The following is a 21,006-nucleotide window of genomic DNA, read 5'->3' as shown; positions in this document are numbered from 1 at the left end:
ACGCGCTGGTTCAGGTCCGCTAATCTGGTCTCTACTGGTGCACCTTTGGGCTCATAGTGCTTCCTCCTCATCGAGATGAGGAGTGCCGGACTTGGCGTAGAACACCAACACGGGTCTGAGATCAAAGCGCGTCCCGGGTGCAAGGCGCTGGACGGGCCGGGGCCATGTTTCGGTTGAGACGCCATCGATGCCTCGCGCCAGCGTTCTGGCGAACCGGGGCATTAACGGAGCGAGTGTCGGTGCCAGGATCGCAGCGGCCGTCGTCTGAAGGGCTAGCGAAGTCCGATTGCGGGCGGGATAGAAACGTCGCGCCGCCGCAAAGTCTTGCGCCCCACGGTAGATCACGCAATCGCGCACGAATTCGCAGACCTGAGTGGCCGCGCGCCGGACCGAGAAGCCTTCGTCCGAATATGCCCGCTCCATCGCAGCGCGATAGATCTCTATGCGAGCAAAGAAGGCGCGGTCGACCGGGCTCCAGTCGCCTGCATCGGGTACACGGCCGGCAAAATCGTGCTTGATTTCCTGGTTCAACGCCTCAAGCCAGTTCAGCCAGATGCTTTGGAACACCTCGTTCTCGGTGCGGCGCAGCGCGTCCAGCGTGAAATCCGTCCGCTCCCCTTCCGGGCGTGTCAGGCCCAAATGGAGGCGCACGACGTCGACTGTCTTTGGGCTCAGAACGTCCTTGCCCCAGACCGCATGGCGGCAGCTGGTTGAGAACTTCTTGCCGTCGAGCAGGTAGAACTCGTTGACGTGATAGCGAATGCGTGGGGTCCAGTGGGAGAAGACCTCGGCGTAAAGAGCGGGGTAGAGCAGCGCGTGGTAGAATGAATTGTCGAAGCCGAAGAAATGGACAATCTGCCAGTCGTTGCCGGGCATCTCCGCCTTCCAGTCGCGACCCATCGAGCGGCCGAGCGCCTGGATGTTGTACAGAAAACCGAATGCCATCTCCGGCCACACCCAGATCACTTGCCCCGGGAACCCCTCGGCCGGCAGGCCCCAGTCCGAGGGGTGGGTAATAGGTAATGAAAATTCGCCGCGTTGGCGTAGGCGCGCGAAGAGATCCAAGATGCGTAGCGGGACGCCTGATGCCCTTAGATGCCGGTCGATATTGTCGTAGCAGCGTTCCAGGACAAGTTCCGGACGGCGGAGGGAGCCGACCAGCGGCGCTTCGGCAGACTGCCGTGACCGCGCTGCACCCAAGTCGTGGCAAAGGTTTGGGGCGCCGCATTCCTCGCAGATGTTGCCGGCAGCGGAGCCGCCGCAATCGGGGCAGAGGCCTCTAACATCCGGCTCATAAAGATAGTGGCCTGTCACAGCATCGAAAAGCGCAGGGCTCTGGCGCAGATCTACCGCCGTGCTGGTCAGAAGAGTTCGGAAACACGCGGCTTGAAATTCGCGGTAACCGTCATCGCCCATTGTGGCTTGGAAGCTGTGGACGTCACAATCGAGAAGTGCAAGCGTGGCGCGAATCTCGTCGGAGTAGTAGCGCGCCACGTTTGCAGGCGTGCATTGATCGGTAGCGGCGCGTGTCGCGACGTAGCTCTGGTAATCGTCGCTTCCGGTCAGGTGATACGCCTCGACTCCTTTCATGCGCAGGAAACGGGTATGGACGTCGGCGCCGAAATAGGGGCCAGAAAGATGCCCCAGATGCAGATCGCCATTTGGCGTTGGCGGCGCGGAGAAGACGAAGGTCGGCCCGCGTGGAGCCGTGGTCTTTGCAGCGGCATCAAGGGCGGCCTCGCCGTCTCGCCAGTAGACATCGACGAAATCCAGGTCTTTGTTCCCGTCGTTGCGCAGCACATGCGCTTCAAAAGGATGGAACAGAACGACGTCGCCGGCCTCGACCGAGATTTCCCCAAGGTCGGTGGTGACCTTGCCCGCACCGGACAGGACCACGAAGGCCTCGATTTCGTCGTGCCGATGGGGCTCGGATGTGACCCCGGGTCCAACCTTTCCGAACGAAAACCCCGTGCGAGCGCTGCCCGTTCCAAGCGTAGCCGTGTCGATACCGAACGCTCGCGACAGCTCCGTTCGAGAAAAGGTGTATTTGCGCATGACAACGAACCTAAGCTTTTGAAGAGTGGGACGGACCTTTGGCTGCCAACGAACAGCCTCAAATGCACTTCATGGAGAGAAACGGCAGCCCGACCCGTTGGCGGCCCGGCCAGGATAGTGCAGCTCTGGGCCGGCAGGCGGGCGACCAAGGGGGGCGCTAGTCGGGCTGAAGGCACACAGAAGACCGCCTGCAACCACGTCCACTCCACGTGCCAAAGCGTCCGATGCTCCGCGAGCCCGCAAATCAGACCGCCATACCGTCCGCGCATCTTTGAGCGGCCGATCAGTTTCGTGTGCTTGCCTCCGCCTGGCAGCGTGAGCTCAATCGCGATAGAAGATGCCATTTGGGGGCTTGAGATTGTCGAGATCGGCCACTTTGCCCTCGGGCGGGTTAAGGGCGCGCTTGAGCACGTTATATTCAGCGCGGGTCGGCCCACCGGTTGAGGCACGCTGGAACACCAAGTAGAGTGTCCGCCGAGAACGATTGCTTTTGTTCGGTCGTGAGTAGTGCGGTGCGTAATCGTCGAAGATGAAGATGTCGCCAGCCTTCCATACTACGGGTTCCCACGAGAACGTTTCGGCGACTTGAGGATAGATCACACCACCGGCATCCATGGGAAAGACCCCCTTTTTGTGGTTGCCGGGGCTGAAGAAAAGCCCGCCGTTTTCCGGGTCGGAGTCATCGATACCTATGGCAACCACGGCATGTACCATCCGGTCGGGGAGTTTGTGTGGAATGTGATAAATGTCCTGATGCGGGAGATAGCCGCCGCTGTCGGGGTAGTGGAAAATCAGCAACTCCTTGAGCCTGCGCGAATCTTCTCCAAGCAGATCATCGACTGCTGACTTTATGCGCTGATCTTCTAAGAGCAAACGACGCAATGGATCATGGAAGTCGAGAAAATTCTCGATCTTGGAGATGATCTTTCGATTGTCCGTCGTCTTCTCGAACCACATGAGCCATTTATCATCGCTGACATCCCAGCGTGACATATCTTCGACAAAAGTAGAGATATCTTCCTGAGCCGCTGGAGCAAAGAAGCTTTCGAACCTGACGTATCCGTCTTTCTGCCACTTGTCTCTTTGTGCATCAGTCAACATGCGAAAAGCCTCCTGTTGGAAAGACTGGTTGGTCGGACATCCCAATTAGGGCAGTCGGGCGCTGGGCAAGTTGGGGGTCCACGGAGACGGTCCCGCGCATGTGGGACGGCGATGCTAAGTGCGTTCCGCTCCGACGGATTTTGTCCGCAGAAGCTCGGCTCGAGACTGCCTATGTCAGGCTCAGCCGGGTCCAGGGCTTCGGTAAACTGGGCCGGATCATTCGGTTCACCCGGTCGAGCCGCGACACGCGTCGCTAAAGGCCGACACCATCCGACCGCCGACCCAGCCATGGCCGCCAACACCACGGCGCTCTTTCGAGTGGGCGACCTGGTACGACAACCGTAGGGGAAATGCACGCCCCCAGAATAATGCGATGCGCCGCTTGGTCCAAGAACTTGTTCGGTCACGATTTCGGAGAAGCCTCCGGCCTTCGCCGCAACGGAGGCGGACATCACTCCCAGGATGCCACCGCCGATGATCAGAAGTTTACGAGTCATATCCCGCTGCCCATTTCTTCGGCTACGGGGGCGGGCCAGCTCTCGATCGAGGTATGGCTGATGAAGCCATGATGCTCCGGGTTCGCGCATGGCGCGCGCCCAAGAAGGCTATCGAGGATGCGGCGCGCGCGCCAGGCCAGCAGGCTTAGGTTCGGATCGGCCAAGCCGCGCTGCCCGAGGCTCGCATTTTGTACGAAGATGCGTCTGTCACGCGGTCCGTCCCAGCTCACCGAAAAATCCTCGCGAATAGCTAATTCATTGTCGATATGCTCCAGCCGGTGCGCAATGGGTTCCAAGAAGTCTGGGATCGCGTTTTCGTAACCGGTGGCCAGGATGATGATGTCAGCCGCGACTTCTTCGACCTCGACCATGTCGTGCTGCAGGGTCAGCCTGTGACCCGCGCCGGCGTTGATGCAATGCGAGACGGTGCAGCCCGGCCGCAGTGTGATGTCGGATCGGTTTGGCTCGAAAAATGCGTGGCGGTAGAGCGCCTGATAGATCGCGCGCAACGTGCTTTCCGAAATGCCGTCCGAGGCAAGCACGAAACGCCGCAGGAGCAGCTTACGCTGCGACTCGCTCATCGCCGCGAAACGATCCGAAAAGCAGGGCATGAATAACTCGTTTGTGAACGGGCTGTTGTCCAGAGGCAGATAGTTTTCGCGCTGCGAGACCCAAGTGATCGAGGCAGGCCGCCGTTCTTTCGGCAGGCCGATAAGATGCAACATCACCTCGGCTCCCGATTGTCCTCCGCCGACCACGCAGACATGCTTTCTCCGCACCTCAGGGTGGATGTGCAGTAAAACAGATGAGTGGAACAGGTTGCGTCCAATCCAGCCCTGGAATTGAGGCGGAATTTGCGCCTGCTTGCCAATGCCGACCACGACGTCTCTGGCGCCGAAAACCGCCTTATCCGTCCGCACCCGAAACTCGCCGTCAAAGCGGATTTCGCGCACTGTCTCGCCGCCACGCACAAATGGGTTCCTGTGGAAGACCCAGTTCAGATATTGTTCGAACTCCACTCTGAGCACGGCTTCGAACTGTGCGTTCAGGAAGTGATACAGACGCCCGTTCTCGTGCAGGAAGTTTACGAAAGTGTAGGCTGATCGCGGATTCACTAGAGTGACCAGGTCCTTGAAGTGGCTGACCTGGAGCTCCGAGGAATCGAATGCACTGCCTGGGTGCCAGCGGAAGTCGACCTGCCGGTCCAGGAACACGGCCCCTTTCCCAACTTGCTCGTGTAGCTGACACGCAAGGCTCAAATTGGACGGGCCAGCACCGATCCCAACGCAAGATAACTCCACTGCTTCCTCCTATAGAGTCTTCTCACAGGCGGTTTGTTCGCGGCGAATATCGGCCGCAGCCGCTGGCCCCCCTCGCGGACGTTCGGAGCACCGGTCCCGACCGGGTTTGCGAGAATTTGTCCAGCGCGTTCGCGTCGTCGAATGTAGACCGGAGCATTCCAGCGCGGTGAAATCGAGGGGTGGTCAGGCGTGGGGCAACTACGTATGTCTTTCCGTTCGTCTGGATGCCCGCGTCGCCGTCACGCGAGACGCTTTGCAGGCCCATTAAGGTGTTTGAAGCCGGCCCAATCGCCGGCCCGACCATGACGCGCCGGCCTTTCGGCGGCTTGATGGCAGGCGAAAGCGCGGTGTTCACTGCGGCGACGGCATTTTCGGTGCGCATGATCATGGGCGGCTTCTCGCTGATGCGTTCGCAGAGTCCCATGCATAGCCCGTGCCAGAGAAGGAAACTTTATTAAACAACGGGTTGGCGGATTTACGATCCTGTCCGAAATCCGACATTGAGGGGGACGCTTCAGGGCGGCGCCCGACTTGCAGGTCGATGTCGCCTTTTCCGAATAGCTAATCGGGCACCTTCTGCACCAGAATACTTCTCTTATGGAGACCAGCACAGTCTTCATGAACGGACAGTCCAGAACCCTGCGTCTCTGCCGGACAGATCACGGTGTGCCGTGTCCATCGAGCTCAGCAGTTGCAAGAGCTGCCAGCTCCTGCCCTATCCTGCCGTTGCGACCATGAAGAGTGACGCAAACTCATGTCCGCCGCGAGGCCTCTCTCATGGGGAAGCAATTCTCTATGTTGGTGTCGGATCGATGCTCTTGATGAGATGGTTGCGGATGGGCGCGTGCCCAGACCTAAGCGCATCAATGCTTTGCTCGATATGGGACCTTCACCAACTGGATTGTCGAATCTCTGGAAAGATAGCGGAAAACAATTGCGTTATGGCCACTCTGCCGGTTCCAAAAGCACGTGCGCCATTCGGTCCCTGCGACTCAATCCAGGCGGAGGGATGAGGCCGCAAAGCAGCCTTTTGCGCGCCCACCGGTGGGCCAGGATGGAGCCATCGTAAACGCAGTTATTAGATGATCGCCGCCGCGGAGTCCTCAGGCTGTGCCGCGCGACGCCGGCGACGTAGTGTCGTCGATCGCCCCGTCGCCGATGTCGGTCCGAAGCTCGGCCAGTTTCGCGGTGAGCTTCACTGCTTATTCCGCAGTGCCCACCGAGCGCGCACAGGAGGTTCTATCAGGCGGTCACGACTGCACTCGTTGTCGGGTGTTCGACAAAGTTGGACATGAGACACACCGCAATCAGAGCCATACCATTGTTGTGAAATGATTTTCTCGTTTGGCACCACACGTGCAGGGCTATCCGCAAACGCGCTGCGGCAAGGACTGAGGAGAAATCATGCTATGATCGAGCCCGCCGAACATGCAGTCGCAGCCGCGAAAACTGCGGCTTTCCGAGCCGACAGGACGTTGCGGCTGTTTCCAGTCGACATCATCCTTCACGTTATCCGGAGATGACCGTATTCGATTTCCGCCCAACGCTGAATGCCCCGGACGATGGTCCCTATCTTTGGCTCGAAGATGTAGAAGTAGATCGGACACTTGCCTGGGCCGCCAGCCAGTCGGCCAGGACCCTGGGGCACTTCGGTGGAACACAGTTCGATCGCGACCACGACGCCCTGACAGCGATCTTCGACCGTCCTGACAAGGTTCCCCTGATCACGCGCCGCGGTCAGTACCTTTATAATTTCTGGCAAGATGCCGGAAATCCGCGCGCACTGTGGCGCCGGGACCACCCTTGCTGCCTATCCGCCGATCCTGCTCGCCACCACGAAACGGGACGACCGGGTCCACCCGGGCCACGGAGTAAGACAGCCGCAAAGCTGCAGGCTCTTGGCTACCCCGCTTACTTCTATGAGCCCGGCGCGGGCGGGCACGGCTACGGCAAGAACAATCGGGAGCGGGCCGCTTTCATTGCCTTGGGCACCAATTTCCTTCGCAGTCCGATCGGCTGGCAAGCTGATGGCGTTCGATAGGTGGGCGGGACCTAGACAAAGAGCAACGTTTCAAAAAGTGGGTACAGGTCGATGATTGCGAGCAGGGCGCGAATAATGTGTGCGCGTTCCCACTCAAACTACGCTGAGCGCTCCGCCAATCTCACGCAATTCGAGCAGACTTTTCGTAATTCAGTCCACATTTCTGAAGAGCAAGGAGAGAATATCATGGCGAGAAACCAAATGCGCGCGGCGCGGGGAGTAACAGCGGCCGTTGTCCTCATCTTGATGGGACAGCAGGCCGTCGCGGCGGACCTTGCGCAAGCCGCGAGCGTCCCGCAGGCAGGAACCCCGGTCACGCAAGAGCCAAGTCCTTGGCAACTCCGCCTGCGTGGGTTGGGGGTCATCACCGAGGATTCGGGCTACGTCAATGCAGTGTCAGGCTCCGCTCTTTCCTATTCGGACACCGTGATCCCGGAACTCGATATTTCCTATTTCTTCACGGACAACATCGCCGCCGAGCTCATACTCGGCACCACCTACGCAAACATCGGGGGCCAAGGCACGATCGGCGGGCTGGACAATATCGGCAAGGTTTGGCTGCTGCCGCCTACGCTCACATTGCAGTATCATTTTACCAATTTCGGCGCGTTCAAGCCCTATGTCGGTGCCGGCGTGAACTACACGATCTTCTATAACCAGGGTGCCGGCAGTGCCGATGCTCTCAAGGTTAAGAATACGTTCGGCACCGCGCTGCAGGTCGGATTCGACTACATGGTGGATCAACACTGGGGCGTCAACTTCGACGTTAAGAAGCTTTTCCTCAAGCCAGCCTTCGACGTCACGGTCGACGGCGCGGAGCTGACGGGAAAGGCGGAGCTCGATCCCTGGTTGATAGGCGCAGGTATCACCTACCGCTTCTAACAACGAAAGGCGAAGGCGGTTTGCTGACAGCCGGTCAGAAATGAAGGGTGCCTCGTGCGCCCTTTCCACCGCCGGCGCTGCACAGGCGAGTCGACCCGGATCATTAGTAGAGGAGTGGGGCCTTGTAACCCTTGGGCGGGGAGGTGTCCGAATCGGAGGAACGTTCTGATCAACTTATCGATGACCATGCGACGCATAGCAGCCGATTGTCCGCGACACTTGAAGAAGCCGTTGAGGAGAGGGCGGCCTCCCCGCTACCACCGGACTGGGAGGGATACCTTGGTCGACGCAGCCCCGAATAACGCCTGAAAAGGAAGTGCTTAGAGCGCCCCGGAGCAGGATGGCTTTGCCGTTGTTGATGGAATGCTGCGGCCAAATTGTTTTCCGACAACGTTCCCAGACCGTCATGTCTGAGCTATACGCTTGGCAGAGCATTGCTTACCACAGCATATGGCCGAGACCGCCTGAGCGTGCCGAAGAAAGGCGCCCGGTTCACAAGCGCCCGGCGCGCCCGAAGGCACGCGGGCGTCGTTAAGAGGTGGCCGAAGTTCCCGCTTCCGTCGAAGCTGATTGTGAATGCTATCCCTTGCGCGGTGGCTTTATTAATTCGCAGGGGTCAACGCTGAATGCTTCTGCGATTCGTCCAAGCACACTGACGCTTGCAGAGACGCGGGCGCGCTCGATCGAGCCCACATAGCGCATGCTAAGGTCCGCGCGTGCAGCCAACTCTTCCTGCGTCAGATCTTGTTCATGGCGCAAGCGACGCATGTTAACCGCCATGACCTCTTTGAGATCCACGGGCGAGATAGGCGCTGAAAAGGAATTATCGTTCTAGGAATGATCGTTCCTATTCTTTATAGTTGGCCAGTTGGTGAAGGGGCTCGCTCGGGCTGCAACCGGCCGACCGCCACCATTCGCCCGAGATCAAACAGCCAAAGAGCGCACATGAACCCAAACATTGCCGACGAAGTCCCCTGGTCGGAGAACCTCACGAGTTACGACAGGGAGAATTTCACGATCTACCTGCGGATCCTGGATGCCTGCGCCGACAATGCCAGCGAAGAGGAGATGGCCGATCGCATTCTCGGCATCGACCCGTCCATTGAACCGGTCCGCGCCCGCAAGGCGCTTCGCAGCCATATCGACCGTGCAAACTGGATGGTCACGACTGGCTACAAGGAACTATTAGCCGGCTGCGACAGCGAGGACTGTCATGCTCTTTAACAAGGAAGTTCCGATACTCGCCATTCATGAGCGCACGGCCACGAGGGACGGCGCGGCGGATGGGATCGCGCAGGTGATCGTGAGGATCGCTCCAGTCGGCTGGACGCGCCTTGGGCCGATCAGCGCTCCAACGATCTCACGATGTGATGCTCCGGCAAGCGGGCCATCGAGCGCACGGAGCACGAGGTTCAATCGAGGGCCGCGTCTTTCCGGCGGAAATAAGCGGGCGGGCAGTTGGCCGTAAGCACAAAGAGCATTGAGGCACTCCAGCGCCCACAGGGGATGCTTCGAAAGTGCAGCCGGCCAGATCGCCTAGGCACACAAGTAAACAGGGTGCAGGATATCCGCTCCCGAGACGGCGAGCTGAAGGCTGCGCTCCGCATGGCGAAGAAGAACATGCTGGCTCTTGTCGGGCATCAGCAGGACTGCAGCACGACATGGTAATGTCGCCAGCTCGAACGGCGATATCGTCGACGAAGCTGACCGCTGTTCCGCAATGACCGGCAACATGTTTGCGCACCGGCACGGATACCAAAACACGGCCGCACTGCGCCCGTAAAACTCAGCGAAACAAAACACCCCAGCGCGACAGGTCGCCGGCCGACGCGATTCGACGGTGGGCTCCACGCGACAAATTGTTGGCCTGCTGGCGCGCAGCAAGCAGATCATGCTGGAATGCCGGATTGCGCATTATGAACTCCAAATGGGCGGTGTAGTCGTACGATCTTTCATCCCACCAGCTAGGCGGAACGGCGTCTGTTGCGACAGATGCGGACATGACGGTACTCCCCTGCCCGTCCCCGTCGCGTGGAAAGATCGCCACCCGGCAAAGCACCGGCGCCATAGCACCGGGCCATCGGACGCCGATCGTGTGCGGCTCTCCAATCCGCTCAAGCGGCCAGCCGGCGCGGCGGAGAATGCGCTCCATGCGTAGATCGGTGACGGTGGCGATGCGACTGAGTCGGCGCGACAGGCCGAACTTGATTACGCCGGCGAAGAGCTCCTAGGTGCCGATGGCAATGCCGCCTGCTCCCTTCGGTGCGGACGAAGCAATGTCAAGCGCGAAACGGCTGCTTTCCCAGATGCTCGGGTCCAGAGGAACGGTGTTGCCCTCCAACAGCACCGGAAATGTGTCGCGAAGCATTGTCGGAGAGGCGGACGCAACCCTCGACCCGACCCTCGAAACCGCGCACGGGTAGTGCGGCCTGAGTGTCAAAGGAATCGATCGTATAGCCGCCATTAGCTCAAACGCCCCAGTCGAGACGTTCCTTGAAGACGCGAAATCGCAGCCGATGCATTGCAGGCAGTTCGTCAGCAATTTCCTCGTAGCAGTCAGGCGCAACAAGCTGGATCATCAAAGGCCTCCTCGCCGGGAAAATTTCACCGCCATTGGAGACGAGCCTTCACGCCAGGGCAGCTTGTGCAGGTGCACAGGTGAAGCTAACTTGTCAGTGAACCGAAAAACCCGAACCGGCTAGGCGCGCAATTGCCTGTTTGGTGGTCATCACCCCAAGCTTCCGTCGAGCGTTGCCCAGATGAAACGCGGCCGTGCGCCGCGTGATCCCCAGAATGCGGCCGATCACCCAATCGGACTTGCCGCGGGCCGCCCATTGTAGGCACTCGTATTCGCGCGGCGTCAGCAACACACCGTCGACTATTCGATCGCCCGAAAGTCTGCGGCGGACGAACGTATGAAAACAACTCGCGAAAAACGGAAGACCTTGTTGGTAGCGTTCCGCCACGCGAAAGTATGCAGGATCGGGCTTGTCAGCGGCAAAGGTCATTGCCGCAAAATTGCCGCGGCCATCAATGATCGGGATCGTCACACCGCAGCAGATGCCGAACTGCGCTGCTTCCTCGAAAAACCCAAGCTGAGGCCCGGATAGATCAAAGCTCTTTAGGTCAATTCCCCATTGAAATGGGGACTCACCACAGCGTGCACGCACAATGACCGGGTCGACACTCTGATACCGGTTCTCAAGATAGCGTGCTGTCCAGAGCGCCGGATAATTCGAGATCAGCATGGGCTTGCCATTAGACCCCGGCGGCAAGGAGAGGTAGGCAAAGGCGAGTAGATCGAGACTTGAGGCGACATCGGCCAGGGCTGCGCGAAAATCGCCCACATCGACACTTGCCGACAACTTTTCCAGGAATGTCTCAAAGACAATTCGCATGTCCTTCGCCATGCCATGAACTCTATGGCCTCGATGTGTCTGTTATCGTCACCCTGCCGTGCAGGCGCCAACTGTCAGCCTACCGGCTGACCGTGGCCTATCTCGCGGGCATTTGGACACAGCCTCCATAGCGGCGCCAGCCGATAAGGGGCGGAAGTAGCTTCGTAGCGGAGATGAAGAAGCTCGATGTGTCATACGAACATACGTCACTCTCCTTCTCCAGCCTTTGATGACGCGCAGCCACTCTCATCCAGCGTTTTGAGAACCTAGCCCTGCCGGCGGGGAGGTGCACCGGCAGGGCGCGCCGCGCTTAGGGTCGCCGCGGCGTGGCGACCAGACAGCGGCGGCAAGTAAGTCAGCGAGAATCTTCAGCCTCCTCCCACCACCGACGCCTCATGATTCGCGGATGAAACGTCAGCGTCTGCGAGCCGCAGGCCCTTTGGACGATAATCCTTTCAATGGGAGTCTCGCGAAGTTTGTGGTGCATAATTTCGTTGCCATATTGTTTTATCAAAATGGATAAAGCCAGGTGCCTCACTACCGGTCGAACAAATTGTGATCGAGGCTTTTTCGTGGCGATGCCCTTATGTTAAGCCCTGGGCTGTGGGCACGCCTATTCGCGTCCCGCGCGCCATTCCCTGAAGGCGAGGTTCAATCGTGCGCCCACCTCGGTGAACGGTCGCGGGGGCAAAGTCTGCGGCTTCTCGAAAGCGCTGAATATCTCGCCGAGTTGGGACCGATGCCCAACCAAGAGTTCGGCCACTGCAATGCCCGCAGCGGTCGATTTGGTGCCTCCGATACCGTTGCATGCACATGCGGCGAAGATGCTGTCTGCCACTTGGCCGAACAAGGGTACCGAATTCCGCGTGAGCGCCATGGCGCCTGCCCAACGATACTGCATCTTCAAGTGACGATGCTCGGGAAAGCGGTCCGCGAACTTCCGGTCATGGAGGTCGCTCGCGCTTTTAATCGAGCCGGAGCTGACTTCGATATTCGGGTTGTAGGTGTAGCGCGAGCGTATGAGGAGTCGGTCGCCATCGTTCCCGCTGATACGACGGATGGTCGTGCCCATCGGCGCGGCTGGCGTCGCTCCCCATTTCCGGGATCCGCCAAGGGCGGAGGGAGCAAACGGCTCGGTAAGCGAGGCGTACGTGAAGACATGGAGGAGTTCACCGCTTCCGAACCCGAAGCTCTCTGCGTGGCCGTTTGTCGCCAGGATAACCCGGGCGGCCCTGACCACACCTTTGGGTGTCTTCACCGTGCAGCCGCTTGACGAGGTTTTGATGGAAAGGGCGGGCGTCCGCTCAAACAGCCTGACGGGCTCTGAGAACAAATCCGCAATGGCCCTCACCAGAGCAGCGGGCTGCACCATTACCGCACCGGGAGTGAAGAGCCCCGACTTGAACGATCGCGTGCCCGTGACTTCCTCGATTTCTTCGGCATCGAGAACTTGGTGCGGTTCGCCCAATGAATTGAGCTTGGACGAGTATGCGGCAAGATGCTCCGTGCCGGCATCGGTCATGGCCACGCTGTATTTGCCGCTCGGATCGAATACGTCCTTGTCCCAGCCATTCTCCTCCGCCAGTCGGGCGTAGTGCTGAATGGCCGTCCGAGCAACCACGATCTCGTTGTGGCTTTTGGCAACAGCGTCCACCCCGAAATTGCCCGACGAAATGTCGTGCGGCAAATCAATTAAAAACCCGGAGTTCCGGCCACTGGCCCCATTGCCGACCACGTCGGCATCGATGACGGCGGCGGAAAGTTTTGGGTCGAGATCGGCCAACCTCACAGCGGCTGCCAAGCCAGCGAAGCCCGCGCCTATGATGACGACATCGACGGTCATGGTCTTATCCAGCTCGGCCCTTGGAGTCCTGGAAGCAAGCAACGCCGTCCAAGCCGATTCCGCGCCGTGGGACGGAAGGCGCCGCGCACGGAAGATCTTGCTGGTCATCGTACCGCTTCTTGCTCAACCAGTGCGCCCAGGGCGTTCCGAAGCGCTGCGATCCGGTCCGCCGAAAGGGGACGGAAAGGCTTCCTCGCAGTACCGCAGCCATATCCAGTGAGTTCGGCCGCCGCATACACGCTTGGGACATAGTCGCCGTCCCAAAGAAGGGACATAGTGGGCTCCAGTAGCTGCCAGAGGGCCTGCACGTCCTCCCACCTCTTTTCCCGAGCGGCCTTGACGATGGCCACGCAGGTGCGTGGCGCAATGTTCGCGCCGCCCCAGATCAGACCAGAGCAACCGGCGAAAAGGGAGAACGGGACGAGCGGATCGGCTCCATTGATGATGTCCAAGCCGGTTCCGATCAGCCTGACTTGCGCGATCAGGTCTCCGCTGCTGTCCTTGACAGCGCGGAATTCGGGCAGTTCGCAGAGTCGGCGGAGCAGGTCCGGCGTTATGCGTACGCCGACCGCCTGGGGCACATTGTATCCGATAATAGGCAATCCGACCTTGGCGACTTCGGCATAGAAGTCGAAGACGCTGTTGTCATCCGAAGGGCCTTCGAAGAAGGGCGGGAGGACCATCACACCGTCAGCGCCTGAGTCCTTTGCAAACTGCGTTCTATCGACGACATCGGCCGTGAGTAATGCGGAAGTCTGAGCGATAACCTTGGCTCGTCCGGCGACGATGCGCGCACCACGTTCGATGAGCGACCTCGATTCATCCGGCGTCAAATAGACATGCATGCCCGTGCCGGAGCTGAACACGAAACCGTCGATGCCCGTGGCCAGATGACGCTCGATGAGGTCCTGGAAGCGACCGAAATCGATACGTCCGTTCGAGTCGAACGGAGCCGTGATCGCCAGATTGAGCCCGGAGAAAGCAAATGATGACATTTCAGAAACCTCCGTTTGGGCTGCTCAGGTCAATCCAGAGCGTCTTCGTCTGGCAATATTGATCGTGCGCGTGGAGGGCCTTGTCCCGGCCGCCGAAGCCCGATTGCTTGTAACCGCCGAACGGGGTGGCGGCGTCCCCCTCCCCGTAACAGTTCACAGTGACGGTCCCCGCTCTGATCGCCCGTGCGGCCCGAAGCGCCTGGGTGCCGTCGGCGGTGAAAACGGAGGCCGCTAGGCCATATTCGGTTTCGTTAGCGAGCGAGACCGCTTCAGCAAGGGAACTCACCGCAATCACAGAAACGATCGGTCCGAAAATTTCTTCCCGCACTTGCTTGCCGTCGTGGCGGTCAAATTCGATAATCGTGGGCTCGATCGTGGTCCCGTTGAAGACCTTTCCACCGGCGACGACCCTGCCATCGCCTCCCAGATAGCTGCTGACCTTGTCGAAATGCGTTTTAGAGATAAGCGGACCGATGCGGGTCTCCGGTTCAAGCGGGTCGCCAACGGTCCAGGTTTTGGCAACCCCCGTCAATTTCTCGAGAAGGCGGTCCTTCACATCCTTGTGGACGATAACGCGTGAGATGGCCGAGCAGTTCTGACCCATGTTCCAGAACGCACCGTTGCCGATGTGGGAGGCCACGGCGTCAAGATCTGCAACGTCGTCCATCACGATGCAAGGATTCTTGCCGCCCATCTCAAGGACCACTTCCTTCAGATTGCTTTCGGAGGAGTATTTCAGGAAGCGACGCCCAGTGTCGGTTGAGCCTGTGAAGGAAACGGCGTCGATGTCGGGATGGCGGCCGATTGGTTCGCCGACATCGGGACCATCACCGGTTAGGACGTTGAAAACACCTGCCGGAACCCCAGCATCGAGCGCGAGCTCTGCTACCCGCAATGTGGTGAGCGACGTCTCTTCAGCCGGCTTGACAACGATCGTGCATCCCGCTGCCAGAGCAGGGCCGATCTTCCACGCGAGCATCAAAAGAGGGAAGTTCCACGGCAGCACAATGCCGACGACGCCGATCGGCTCGCGCACGATCAATCCGAGAGAGGAGTCGTTGGCAGGTGCAACTTGGTCATAAATCTTGTCGACGGCTTCTGCATGCCATCTGAGACTGTTGATAGCCTCGGGCAAGTCAATGTTGATGCAATCGCTGATGGTCTTGCCGCTCTCCAAGCTCTCCATCAGCGCCAAGTCGAGCGCGTTTTCCTCGATGATAGATGCGAGCCTGAGAAGGACTTTCTTGCGGTTCGCCGGGGTCAACCTCGACCACCGGCCATCTTCAAACGCCTGCCGGGCGACAGCGACGGCCTTATCGACATCGGCCGCCGAGCCTGCGGGAAGCTCTGCCAGAACCTTCCCCGTGGCGGGGTTCAGGGTTGCATGGGTTTTGCCCGATAGGGCTGCCGTCCGCAGCCCATCCACGATCATCTTGGTTGGCAGTTTGAGTGCTTTCGCCTGCGTCTTGTAGTCGACTTTATTGAGCATTTCTGTTCTCCCTCGTGTCAAAGTAACACTGACAATGATTATCCATCGAGTTCGCCCTGCATGCCGCTGGGCACGGCGTAGAGCGCCACGTCGCTCCTGAAAACTTCGAGATGAGCACGTACCAGTTCGCCTGCCCGCTCTGCATCCCGGATTTCGATGGCCTCGATCATCTGATCGTGCTGCCGGGCAGCGGTCTCCTGGTCCTTTTGGATCCGAGTGCCGCCGTTTTGGCGATAGAAGATTTTCCCGATGCGGGCGTGATCGATGAGGAGCTTCTTGAGACTGGGAAGTAGATACTGGTTGTGCGCCATCTTCCCGATATTCAGATGGAACTGGTGGTTGAAGATCACTCTGTTTTCAACGTGTCCATCGGCAATGGCCTGCCGGAACTTCTGTTGAGTCTGCTTGAGGTTTTCGAGGTCCGCAGCCCTGTGATTGACAGCTGCGAGCTTCGTCGTTCCGACGTAGATCATCGGAGCGACGATCAGGAAATCCCGAAGCGTCTGGTACGACATGATCGACACGCGCGCGGCGCGATTGGTCTCAAGGTCGACGTAGCCCTCTCCCGCCATTTGTCTCATAAGTTCGCGGACGGGCGGACGGGACAGGCCGAATTCTTCGCTGAGAGCGACTTCGTCGAGAATCGCCCCCGGCTCCAGCTGCATCGTCAGGATACGGTGCACCAGTGTTTCAGCAAGAATGCCCTTTCGGTCCGTCGAGGCAGCAGGTTCATCCCGGATCATAATGGCTCCCTAATTCCAAGGATAGACATATTGTAGACAAACGGCATGAGTCAAGATAGCTACGGAACTACGGTGAGACACCAATGGCGGCTTGCGGAGTGTTTGAACGGGTGGAAGGCAAAACGGTTGTTTCATTTGTCACCTCGGCGCAGATCGGCCCCCTCCGTTCAACTGAAGGTCGGGTTCATATTAGCCCGCTCTTTCACGTTGACCGCCTTCGCCATGTTTATCGACACGCTCAGACTGGCCAGTGATGAATTTGATAGGTCAGGTCGGATCAAGGCGGACTGGGAGGTGCTGTCGCACAGCCGTCACCTCGTTACGTCGAGCTGCGGCGTCCAAGTCTCGCCGACGTCTTCTTTCCTGGACCCGGTGGAGTTTGACTACATTGTAGTCGTTGGGGGACGGTTGACGAATGGTCAGTCGGTCGACAACGAAACCCTGAAGTATCTTCGGGATGCTGCGTCCAACGGCGCACGATTGATCGGAATCTGTACCGGAACGTTCATTCTAGCTGAGGCGGGTCTTATTACACGAGACCTGCGTCAGCTGGCTTCATTACCTCGGGAGCGATTTCTGATCTAAAGGTTCGGGCGGACAGAATCTATAACTTGGATACGACGCGGGGATCATGCGCGGGCGGCAGCAGCACGGCCGATCTGGCGGCAGAACTGGTGCGACGGCACATCGGGAATGCGGCAGAGCGGAACGCGCTCGAAGTGCTGCAGATCGACAAGGTTCGGAATGCAGAGTGGGTACAACCGCGTCCTCCGCTAATGATGGAGGCGCATGACCCAAGGCTTCGCGCTGCACTAATCCTTATGGAGCAGAACGTTAAAGACACACTGTCAGTTTCCGCGCTGGCGGCAGCGTTGGGGATTTCCCGACGCCAACTTGAACGTCTCTTTTTCAAGGAAGTCAACAGCTCCCCGGCGGTTGCGTATCGCCGGATGCGGCTGGAGAGGGCGCCTTCCCGTTCACGTCCGTGACGCTCATCTCGGCGATTACACGTTGCGGCGGGTGCCCGGGGGTTGGCCCCGGGTGACCACGCAGTTGCACCGGCCGAGACGAGGATCAGATCAGCAAGAGTCACAGGGAAGAGACATATTGTAGACAAACTTTTTGGCAAGGCTCTCGGTCAGGCTGTCGTGCTGCGCTTTGACCTTGGACATTCACCAAGCCGATTTTTCCGAAACACAGGGCCCATATTCGGCCACCCGGTTTGTGCTCACACGAGTTTTACTTGTTCTAGGGCTGGAGTAACCAAAATTCATGCTAAATTATCGACGGCTTCCGTTAAGCGCGTTGCGCGCATTTGAAGCTGCCGCACGGCATTTGAGTTTTACCAAGGCTGCCAATGAGCTTTCGGTCACTCAAGCGGCAGTGAGCCGCCATATCTTGACGCTGGAAGACCACCTCGACACCCAGCTTTTCAACCGCGGCAACCAGAAGGTGTCATTGTCTCCTGCCGGCCAGGAGCTGTTTGAGGCTGCGACCCTCAGCCTGGCGCATATTGCAGCGGCTTTTGACAGCGTGAAGAGAGGGCAGAAAGCCCGACGGTTGACCGTCGGCATGCCGATGTCGTTCGCAACGCTTTTCATGAGCCATCGGATTGGGGACTTCGTTGCGAACAACCCAGAGGTCGACCTGCACCTGGTCTCCCTCGAACGCAGCCCGGCGCCGGCGACAGATGGTTTTGATGTGTCCGTGGTAATGGGGTATCTGGCGCGCCCGGGGTTCACAGCCACCGAGCTCTTCGGCGAGGAAGTCTTCCCGGTTTGCAGTAACTCATATCAGACGCACTCCCCGCGTATTCTGACTCCGGAGGATCTGGTAAACGAGGTCCTCCTGGTTATGGACGATCAGCACTGGTCCGCCTACCCTTGGTCACCCTTCGATTGGGTGCACTGGCTTGGACAGTTCGGAATCTCGTCCGACTTCAAACGCGTCATTACGTTCAACAACTATCCAACGATGATGCAGTCCGTGATCAGAGGCTACGGCATCGGGTTGGGCTGGCGCCATTTGGTGAGCGATTACCTGAAGGAAGGCACCTTGATACGGCCTCTTAATGAAAGCTATCTCACTGGCAGAAAACATCATTTGGTCATTCCGGATACGGCGATTGAACGAGAAGACGTCCAGATCTTCCGCAATTGGCTGCTGACACAGGTCGCGGATCTCAATCCGGTCGCGCAACTGGACATCAACGCGGGACCCATTGCACCAAGCCAGGTATCAGCGGAACCTCCAAGCCTGCCTTCCGCCTGATAACATTTAGTCCTGCGGTGCATCACTTTTTATACGGTTGTTTTGCAGTTCCTCCGGGGCTAGCGTTTTAGAAACGCTAAGAGGGAATACCCTCTTCCTGGGCTGAGGGTCCAGCTGTATGGGAGCCTATCAATGCAGATCCAGCAAAGATTCCCCTAACGTGTAGGCAGCGGCCACGACCGCGAAGAGTACCATTCCGTCTCTCATGAGGTGGACGAAATATTGGGTTGAGGCGGTAGTGCGGGCGACAATGATATAGCGCCAAGGCACCCCGCGGTCAGCTCCCAGCAGGTCCTGGCTGAAAGGAAGTTTTGTGAAGCTCGAAGACGTTTTAGACCCGTTCAAAAGCTGGCACATACCTTTTGGTGACTGGGTTGACGGTGGGTTGGGGTGGATCGTACAAGAGTACCGCCCATTTTTTCAAACCTTGAAATGGCCCATTGACCAACTCCTGAGAACATTTGACAGCGCGCTCAACGGCATCCCGCCGGTCGTTATAGTTCTATTCTTCGCGCTGGTAGCTTGGCAGATAGCCGGATGGCGACTGGCAGTTCAGGTCGCGGGCCTGCTGCTGATTATCGGCTTTCTCGGCATTTGGGGTGAGACGATGACGACCTTGTCTCTCGTTTTCACCGCGGTTCTTTTCTGCATCGTCGTCGGGATACCGGTGGGGATAATTGCTGCTCGAAGTGCCAGGGCGGCCGCCATATGCCGGCCCATCCTCGACACAATGCAGACGATACCATCATTCGTCTATCTTGTCCCGGTGGTCATGCTGTTTGGTATCGGCAACGTACCTGGCGTGATCGTAACGATCGTTTTTGCACTTCCCCCCGTTATCCGGCTGACCACACTAGGTATTCAGCAGGTCTCTGAAGAAGTGGTGGAGGCTATGCATGCCTTTGGAGCTACCGACAGTCAGACGCTCTTCAAAGCCCAGTTGCCGCTAGCTCTTCCGAGCATAGTGGCTGGTATCAACCAGACTTTGATGATGTCGCTATCAATGGTTGTTGTCGCCTCCATGATCGCGGTTGGGGGACTTGGCCAAATGGTTTTGCGGGGTATCGGTCGCCTCGATATCGGGCTGGCTGCAACCGGCGGCATTGGTATTGTCCTTCTCGCAATTATTCTAGATCGCTTGGCTCAATCCGCCATTTCCCAGCGCAGACGCTACGCCGATATCGCTTGGCACCAGCGCGGTCCGGCTGCTCTCTTCACCCGTGTCGTCAAGACCTTCCATGCCTCTCCGGCGGCGCGTGGAGGATTGGAAAGTGGCCGGCCACAACTTCAAACTAACAATAATGGGAGCGACTATGAGCGATCGGTTTAAAATCGAAGGGCGTTTTCGGCGGCTTGCTGCCGCTATGACAGTCCTTGGCACTTTGGCCACGTATTCAGGATACGTGGCTGCGGAGGACCTTCCAGGCAAAGGCGCGACCGTTAGGCCCCTATATCTTGGCCAGGCAGAGGAATTATTCGAAGCCTACGTCGTTAAGATAGGTCTCGAGGATCTCGGCTATACAGTTGACGAACCTTCCGCGACGCAGGTTCCACTTGCCCATATAGCGGTAGGGAACGGCGATGCAGATTACTATACGCCGCACTGGTACCCCTTGCATATCGCCTTTGCCGAGAAGGCCGGCGGCGATGCCAAGCTTCGCCGGGTCGGGACGCTCGTAAAGAACTCAATTCAGGGATACTCCATCGATAAGGCCACCGCTGGCAAGTATGGCATTAAGACGATCGAACAGTTGAAAGATCCAAAGCTGGCCGCATTGTTTGACATTGATGGAGACGGAAAGGCAGACCTGTATGGCTGTGATCCGGGTTGGGGATGCGAACGCATCATTGAACATAACCTCGATGCATACGGCCTTCGGGACACCATAACGCACAAGCAGGGCGAGTATTTCGCTCTGCTTCCCGACGTCATCCAAAGGATTCAGTCCGGCAAACCAACCCTGTATTACAGCTGGACCCCCAACTGGTTACAGGGGGTTCTGGTCCATGGAAAAGATGTGGTCTGGCTGGCGGTTCCGTTCACAGCCTTGCCCGACGAACAGGCTGGCGCCGAGACGACGGTTCCAGGGATTGGAAACCTAGGATTCTCCGTGAACACTCAACACGTGATTGCCAACACGGCCTTTCTTGAGAAAAACCCCGTCGCAAATAAGTGGTTCGAGCAAGTTGAAGTCCCAATTCAAGACATCAACGATGAGAACCTTCTTATTCACAAAGGTGAGAAGTCCAACGAAGACATCCACGGTCATGCTGAGGCATGGAAGAAAGCCCACCTCGACCAGTGGAATAAATGGATAGCTGTAGCAAAACAGGCAGCAAAGTAACGAAGGACTGCGGACAGCATGCTTGCCCGGCAAGCGCTACGCTGC

At 58.4% G+C, this 21,006-nt stretch carries 17 protein-coding genes and 2 pseudogenes; 7 read left to right on the top strand and 12 right to left on the bottom strand.

Annotation, left to right across the window (positions count from 1 at the left end; translation table 11 throughout):
- Nucleotides 1–51: 51 nt before the first annotated feature.
- The 4 genes from AC3EMP_RS09515 to AC3EMP_RS09500 form a co-directional block, all read right to left on the bottom strand.
- Complete coding sequence (locus AC3EMP_RS09515; protein WP_352713428.1) at nt 52–2,055, bottom strand: class I tRNA ligase family protein; 2,004 nt, start codon at nt 2,053–2,055, stop codon at nt 52–54.
- Between the two features lie 321 nt (nt 2,056–2,376).
- Complete coding sequence (locus AC3EMP_RS09510) at nt 2,377–3,156, bottom strand: phytanoyl-CoA dioxygenase family protein (protein ID WP_352713430.1); 780 nt, start codon at nt 3,154–3,156, stop codon at nt 2,377–2,379.
- A gap of 493 nt (nt 3,157–3,649) precedes the next feature.
- Nucleotides 3,650–4,954, bottom strand: a complete 1,305-nt coding sequence (locus AC3EMP_RS09505; RefSeq protein ID WP_352713433.1) for a lysine N(6)-hydroxylase/L-ornithine N(5)-oxygenase family protein — start codon at nt 4,952–4,954, stop codon at nt 3,650–3,652.
- A 22-nt stretch (nt 4,955–4,976) separates the two neighbouring features.
- Nucleotides 4,977–5,342: an iron-sulfur cluster assembly accessory protein gene (locus tag AC3EMP_RS09500; RefSeq protein WP_352713435.1), complete on the bottom strand. Its 366-nt coding sequence runs from the start codon at nt 5,340–5,342 to the stop codon at nt 4,977–4,979.
- A 1,131-nt stretch (nt 5,343–6,473) separates the two neighbouring features.
- Here AC3EMP_RS09500 and AC3EMP_RS09495 point away from each other — a divergent pair.
- Both AC3EMP_RS09495 and AC3EMP_RS09490 read left to right on the top strand, forming a co-directional pair.
- Nucleotides 6,474–6,995: pseudogene (locus AC3EMP_RS09495) on the top strand (prolyl oligopeptidase family serine peptidase); the annotation flags it as partial.
- 186 nt (nt 6,996–7,181) lie between these two features.
- On the top strand, nt 7,182–7,877 hold the full coding sequence (locus AC3EMP_RS09490) for an OmpW/AlkL family protein (protein ID WP_435054090.1): 696 nt from the start codon (nt 7,182–7,184) through the stop codon (nt 7,875–7,877).
- 579 nt (nt 7,878–8,456) lie between these two features.
- Here AC3EMP_RS09490 and AC3EMP_RS09485 read toward each other — a convergent pair.
- The gene (locus tag AC3EMP_RS09485) at nt 8,457–8,675 is read right to left on the bottom strand and encodes a helix-turn-helix domain-containing protein (protein WP_352713438.1); all 219 of its coding nucleotides are present in this window, start codon (nt 8,673–8,675) and stop codon (nt 8,457–8,459) included.
- A 147-nt stretch (nt 8,676–8,822) separates the two neighbouring features.
- Here AC3EMP_RS09485 and AC3EMP_RS09480 point away from each other — a divergent pair, with 147 nt between their 5' ends.
- The gene (locus tag AC3EMP_RS09480; protein WP_352713441.1) at nt 8,823–9,101 is read left to right on the top strand and encodes a DNA -binding domain-containing protein; all 279 of its coding nucleotides are present in this window, start codon (nt 8,823–8,825) and stop codon (nt 9,099–9,101) included.
- Between the two features lie 24 nt (nt 9,102–9,125).
- Here AC3EMP_RS09480 and AC3EMP_RS09475 read toward each other — a convergent pair whose 3' ends face one another.
- From AC3EMP_RS09475 to AC3EMP_RS09445, 7 genes are all read right to left on the bottom strand, one after another.
- The gene (locus tag AC3EMP_RS09475; RefSeq protein ID WP_488362094.1) at nt 9,126–9,293 is read right to left on the bottom strand and encodes a hypothetical protein; all 168 of its coding nucleotides are present in this window, start codon (nt 9,291–9,293) and stop codon (nt 9,126–9,128) included.
- A 370-nt stretch (nt 9,294–9,663) separates the two neighbouring features.
- Nucleotides 9,664–10,053: an acyl-homoserine-lactone synthase gene (locus tag AC3EMP_RS09470; RefSeq protein WP_352813103.1), complete on the bottom strand. Its 390-nt coding sequence runs from the start codon at nt 10,051–10,053 to the stop codon at nt 9,664–9,666.
- Between the two features lie 496 nt (nt 10,054–10,549).
- Nucleotides 10,550–11,275, bottom strand: a complete 726-nt coding sequence (locus AC3EMP_RS09465) for a helix-turn-helix transcriptional regulator (protein WP_435054098.1) — start codon at nt 11,273–11,275, stop codon at nt 10,550–10,552.
- A 613-nt stretch (nt 11,276–11,888) separates the two neighbouring features.
- Nucleotides 11,889–13,226, bottom strand: a complete 1,338-nt coding sequence (locus AC3EMP_RS09460) for an NAD(P)/FAD-dependent oxidoreductase (protein ID WP_352713445.1) — start codon at nt 13,224–13,226, stop codon at nt 11,889–11,891.
- On the bottom strand, nt 13,223–14,113 hold the full coding sequence (locus tag AC3EMP_RS09455; protein ID WP_352713448.1) for a dihydrodipicolinate synthase family protein: 891 nt from the start codon (nt 14,111–14,113) through the stop codon (nt 13,223–13,225). Before AC3EMP_RS09455 ends, AC3EMP_RS09460 begins: the two co-directional genes overlap by 4 nt.
- A 1-nt stretch (nt 14,114) precedes the next feature.
- Nucleotides 14,115–15,602: an aldehyde dehydrogenase gene (locus AC3EMP_RS09450; protein ID WP_352713451.1), complete on the bottom strand. Its 1,488-nt coding sequence runs from the start codon at nt 15,600–15,602 to the stop codon at nt 14,115–14,117.
- Between the two features lie 38 nt (nt 15,603–15,640).
- Entirely contained in the window at nt 15,641–16,345 is a 705-nt protein-coding gene (locus AC3EMP_RS09445) for a GntR family transcriptional regulator (RefSeq protein ID WP_352713454.1), read from the bottom strand.
- A gap of 222 nt (nt 16,346–16,567) precedes the next feature.
- Between AC3EMP_RS09445 and AC3EMP_RS09440 the strand changes: the two are divergent.
- The 4 genes and pseudogenes from AC3EMP_RS09440 to proX form a co-directional block, all read left to right on the top strand.
- A pseudogene (locus AC3EMP_RS09440) lies at nt 16,568–17,313 on the top strand (GlxA family transcriptional regulator); the annotation flags it as partial.
- Nucleotides 17,314–17,617: 304 nt separating this feature from the next.
- On the top strand, nt 17,618–18,616 hold the full coding sequence (locus tag AC3EMP_RS09435) for a LysR substrate-binding domain-containing protein (protein WP_352713456.1): 999 nt from the start codon (nt 17,618–17,620) through the stop codon (nt 18,614–18,616).
- Nucleotides 18,617–18,929: 313 nt separating this feature from the next.
- Nucleotides 18,930–19,946 (top strand): ABC transporter permease, encoded by a 1,017-nt coding sequence (locus tag AC3EMP_RS09430; RefSeq protein ID WP_352713459.1) that lies wholly within the window; start codon nt 18,930–18,932, stop codon nt 19,944–19,946.
- A complete protein-coding gene (gene proX / locus AC3EMP_RS09425; RefSeq protein ID WP_352713462.1) occupies nt 19,888–20,961 on the top strand; it encodes a glycine betaine/L-proline ABC transporter substrate-binding protein ProX in 1,074 nt (357 codons plus the stop codon). The genes AC3EMP_RS09430 and proX overlap by 59 nt, the downstream gene beginning before the upstream one ends.
- The last annotated feature ends 45 nt before the right edge of the window (nt 20,962–21,006 follow it).

Source organism: Mesorhizobium sp. P160219, assembly GCF_057786095.1.
The sequence above is the reverse complement of the archived record's forward strand: the minus strand, read 5'-3'. Positions and strand labels throughout refer to the sequence as shown.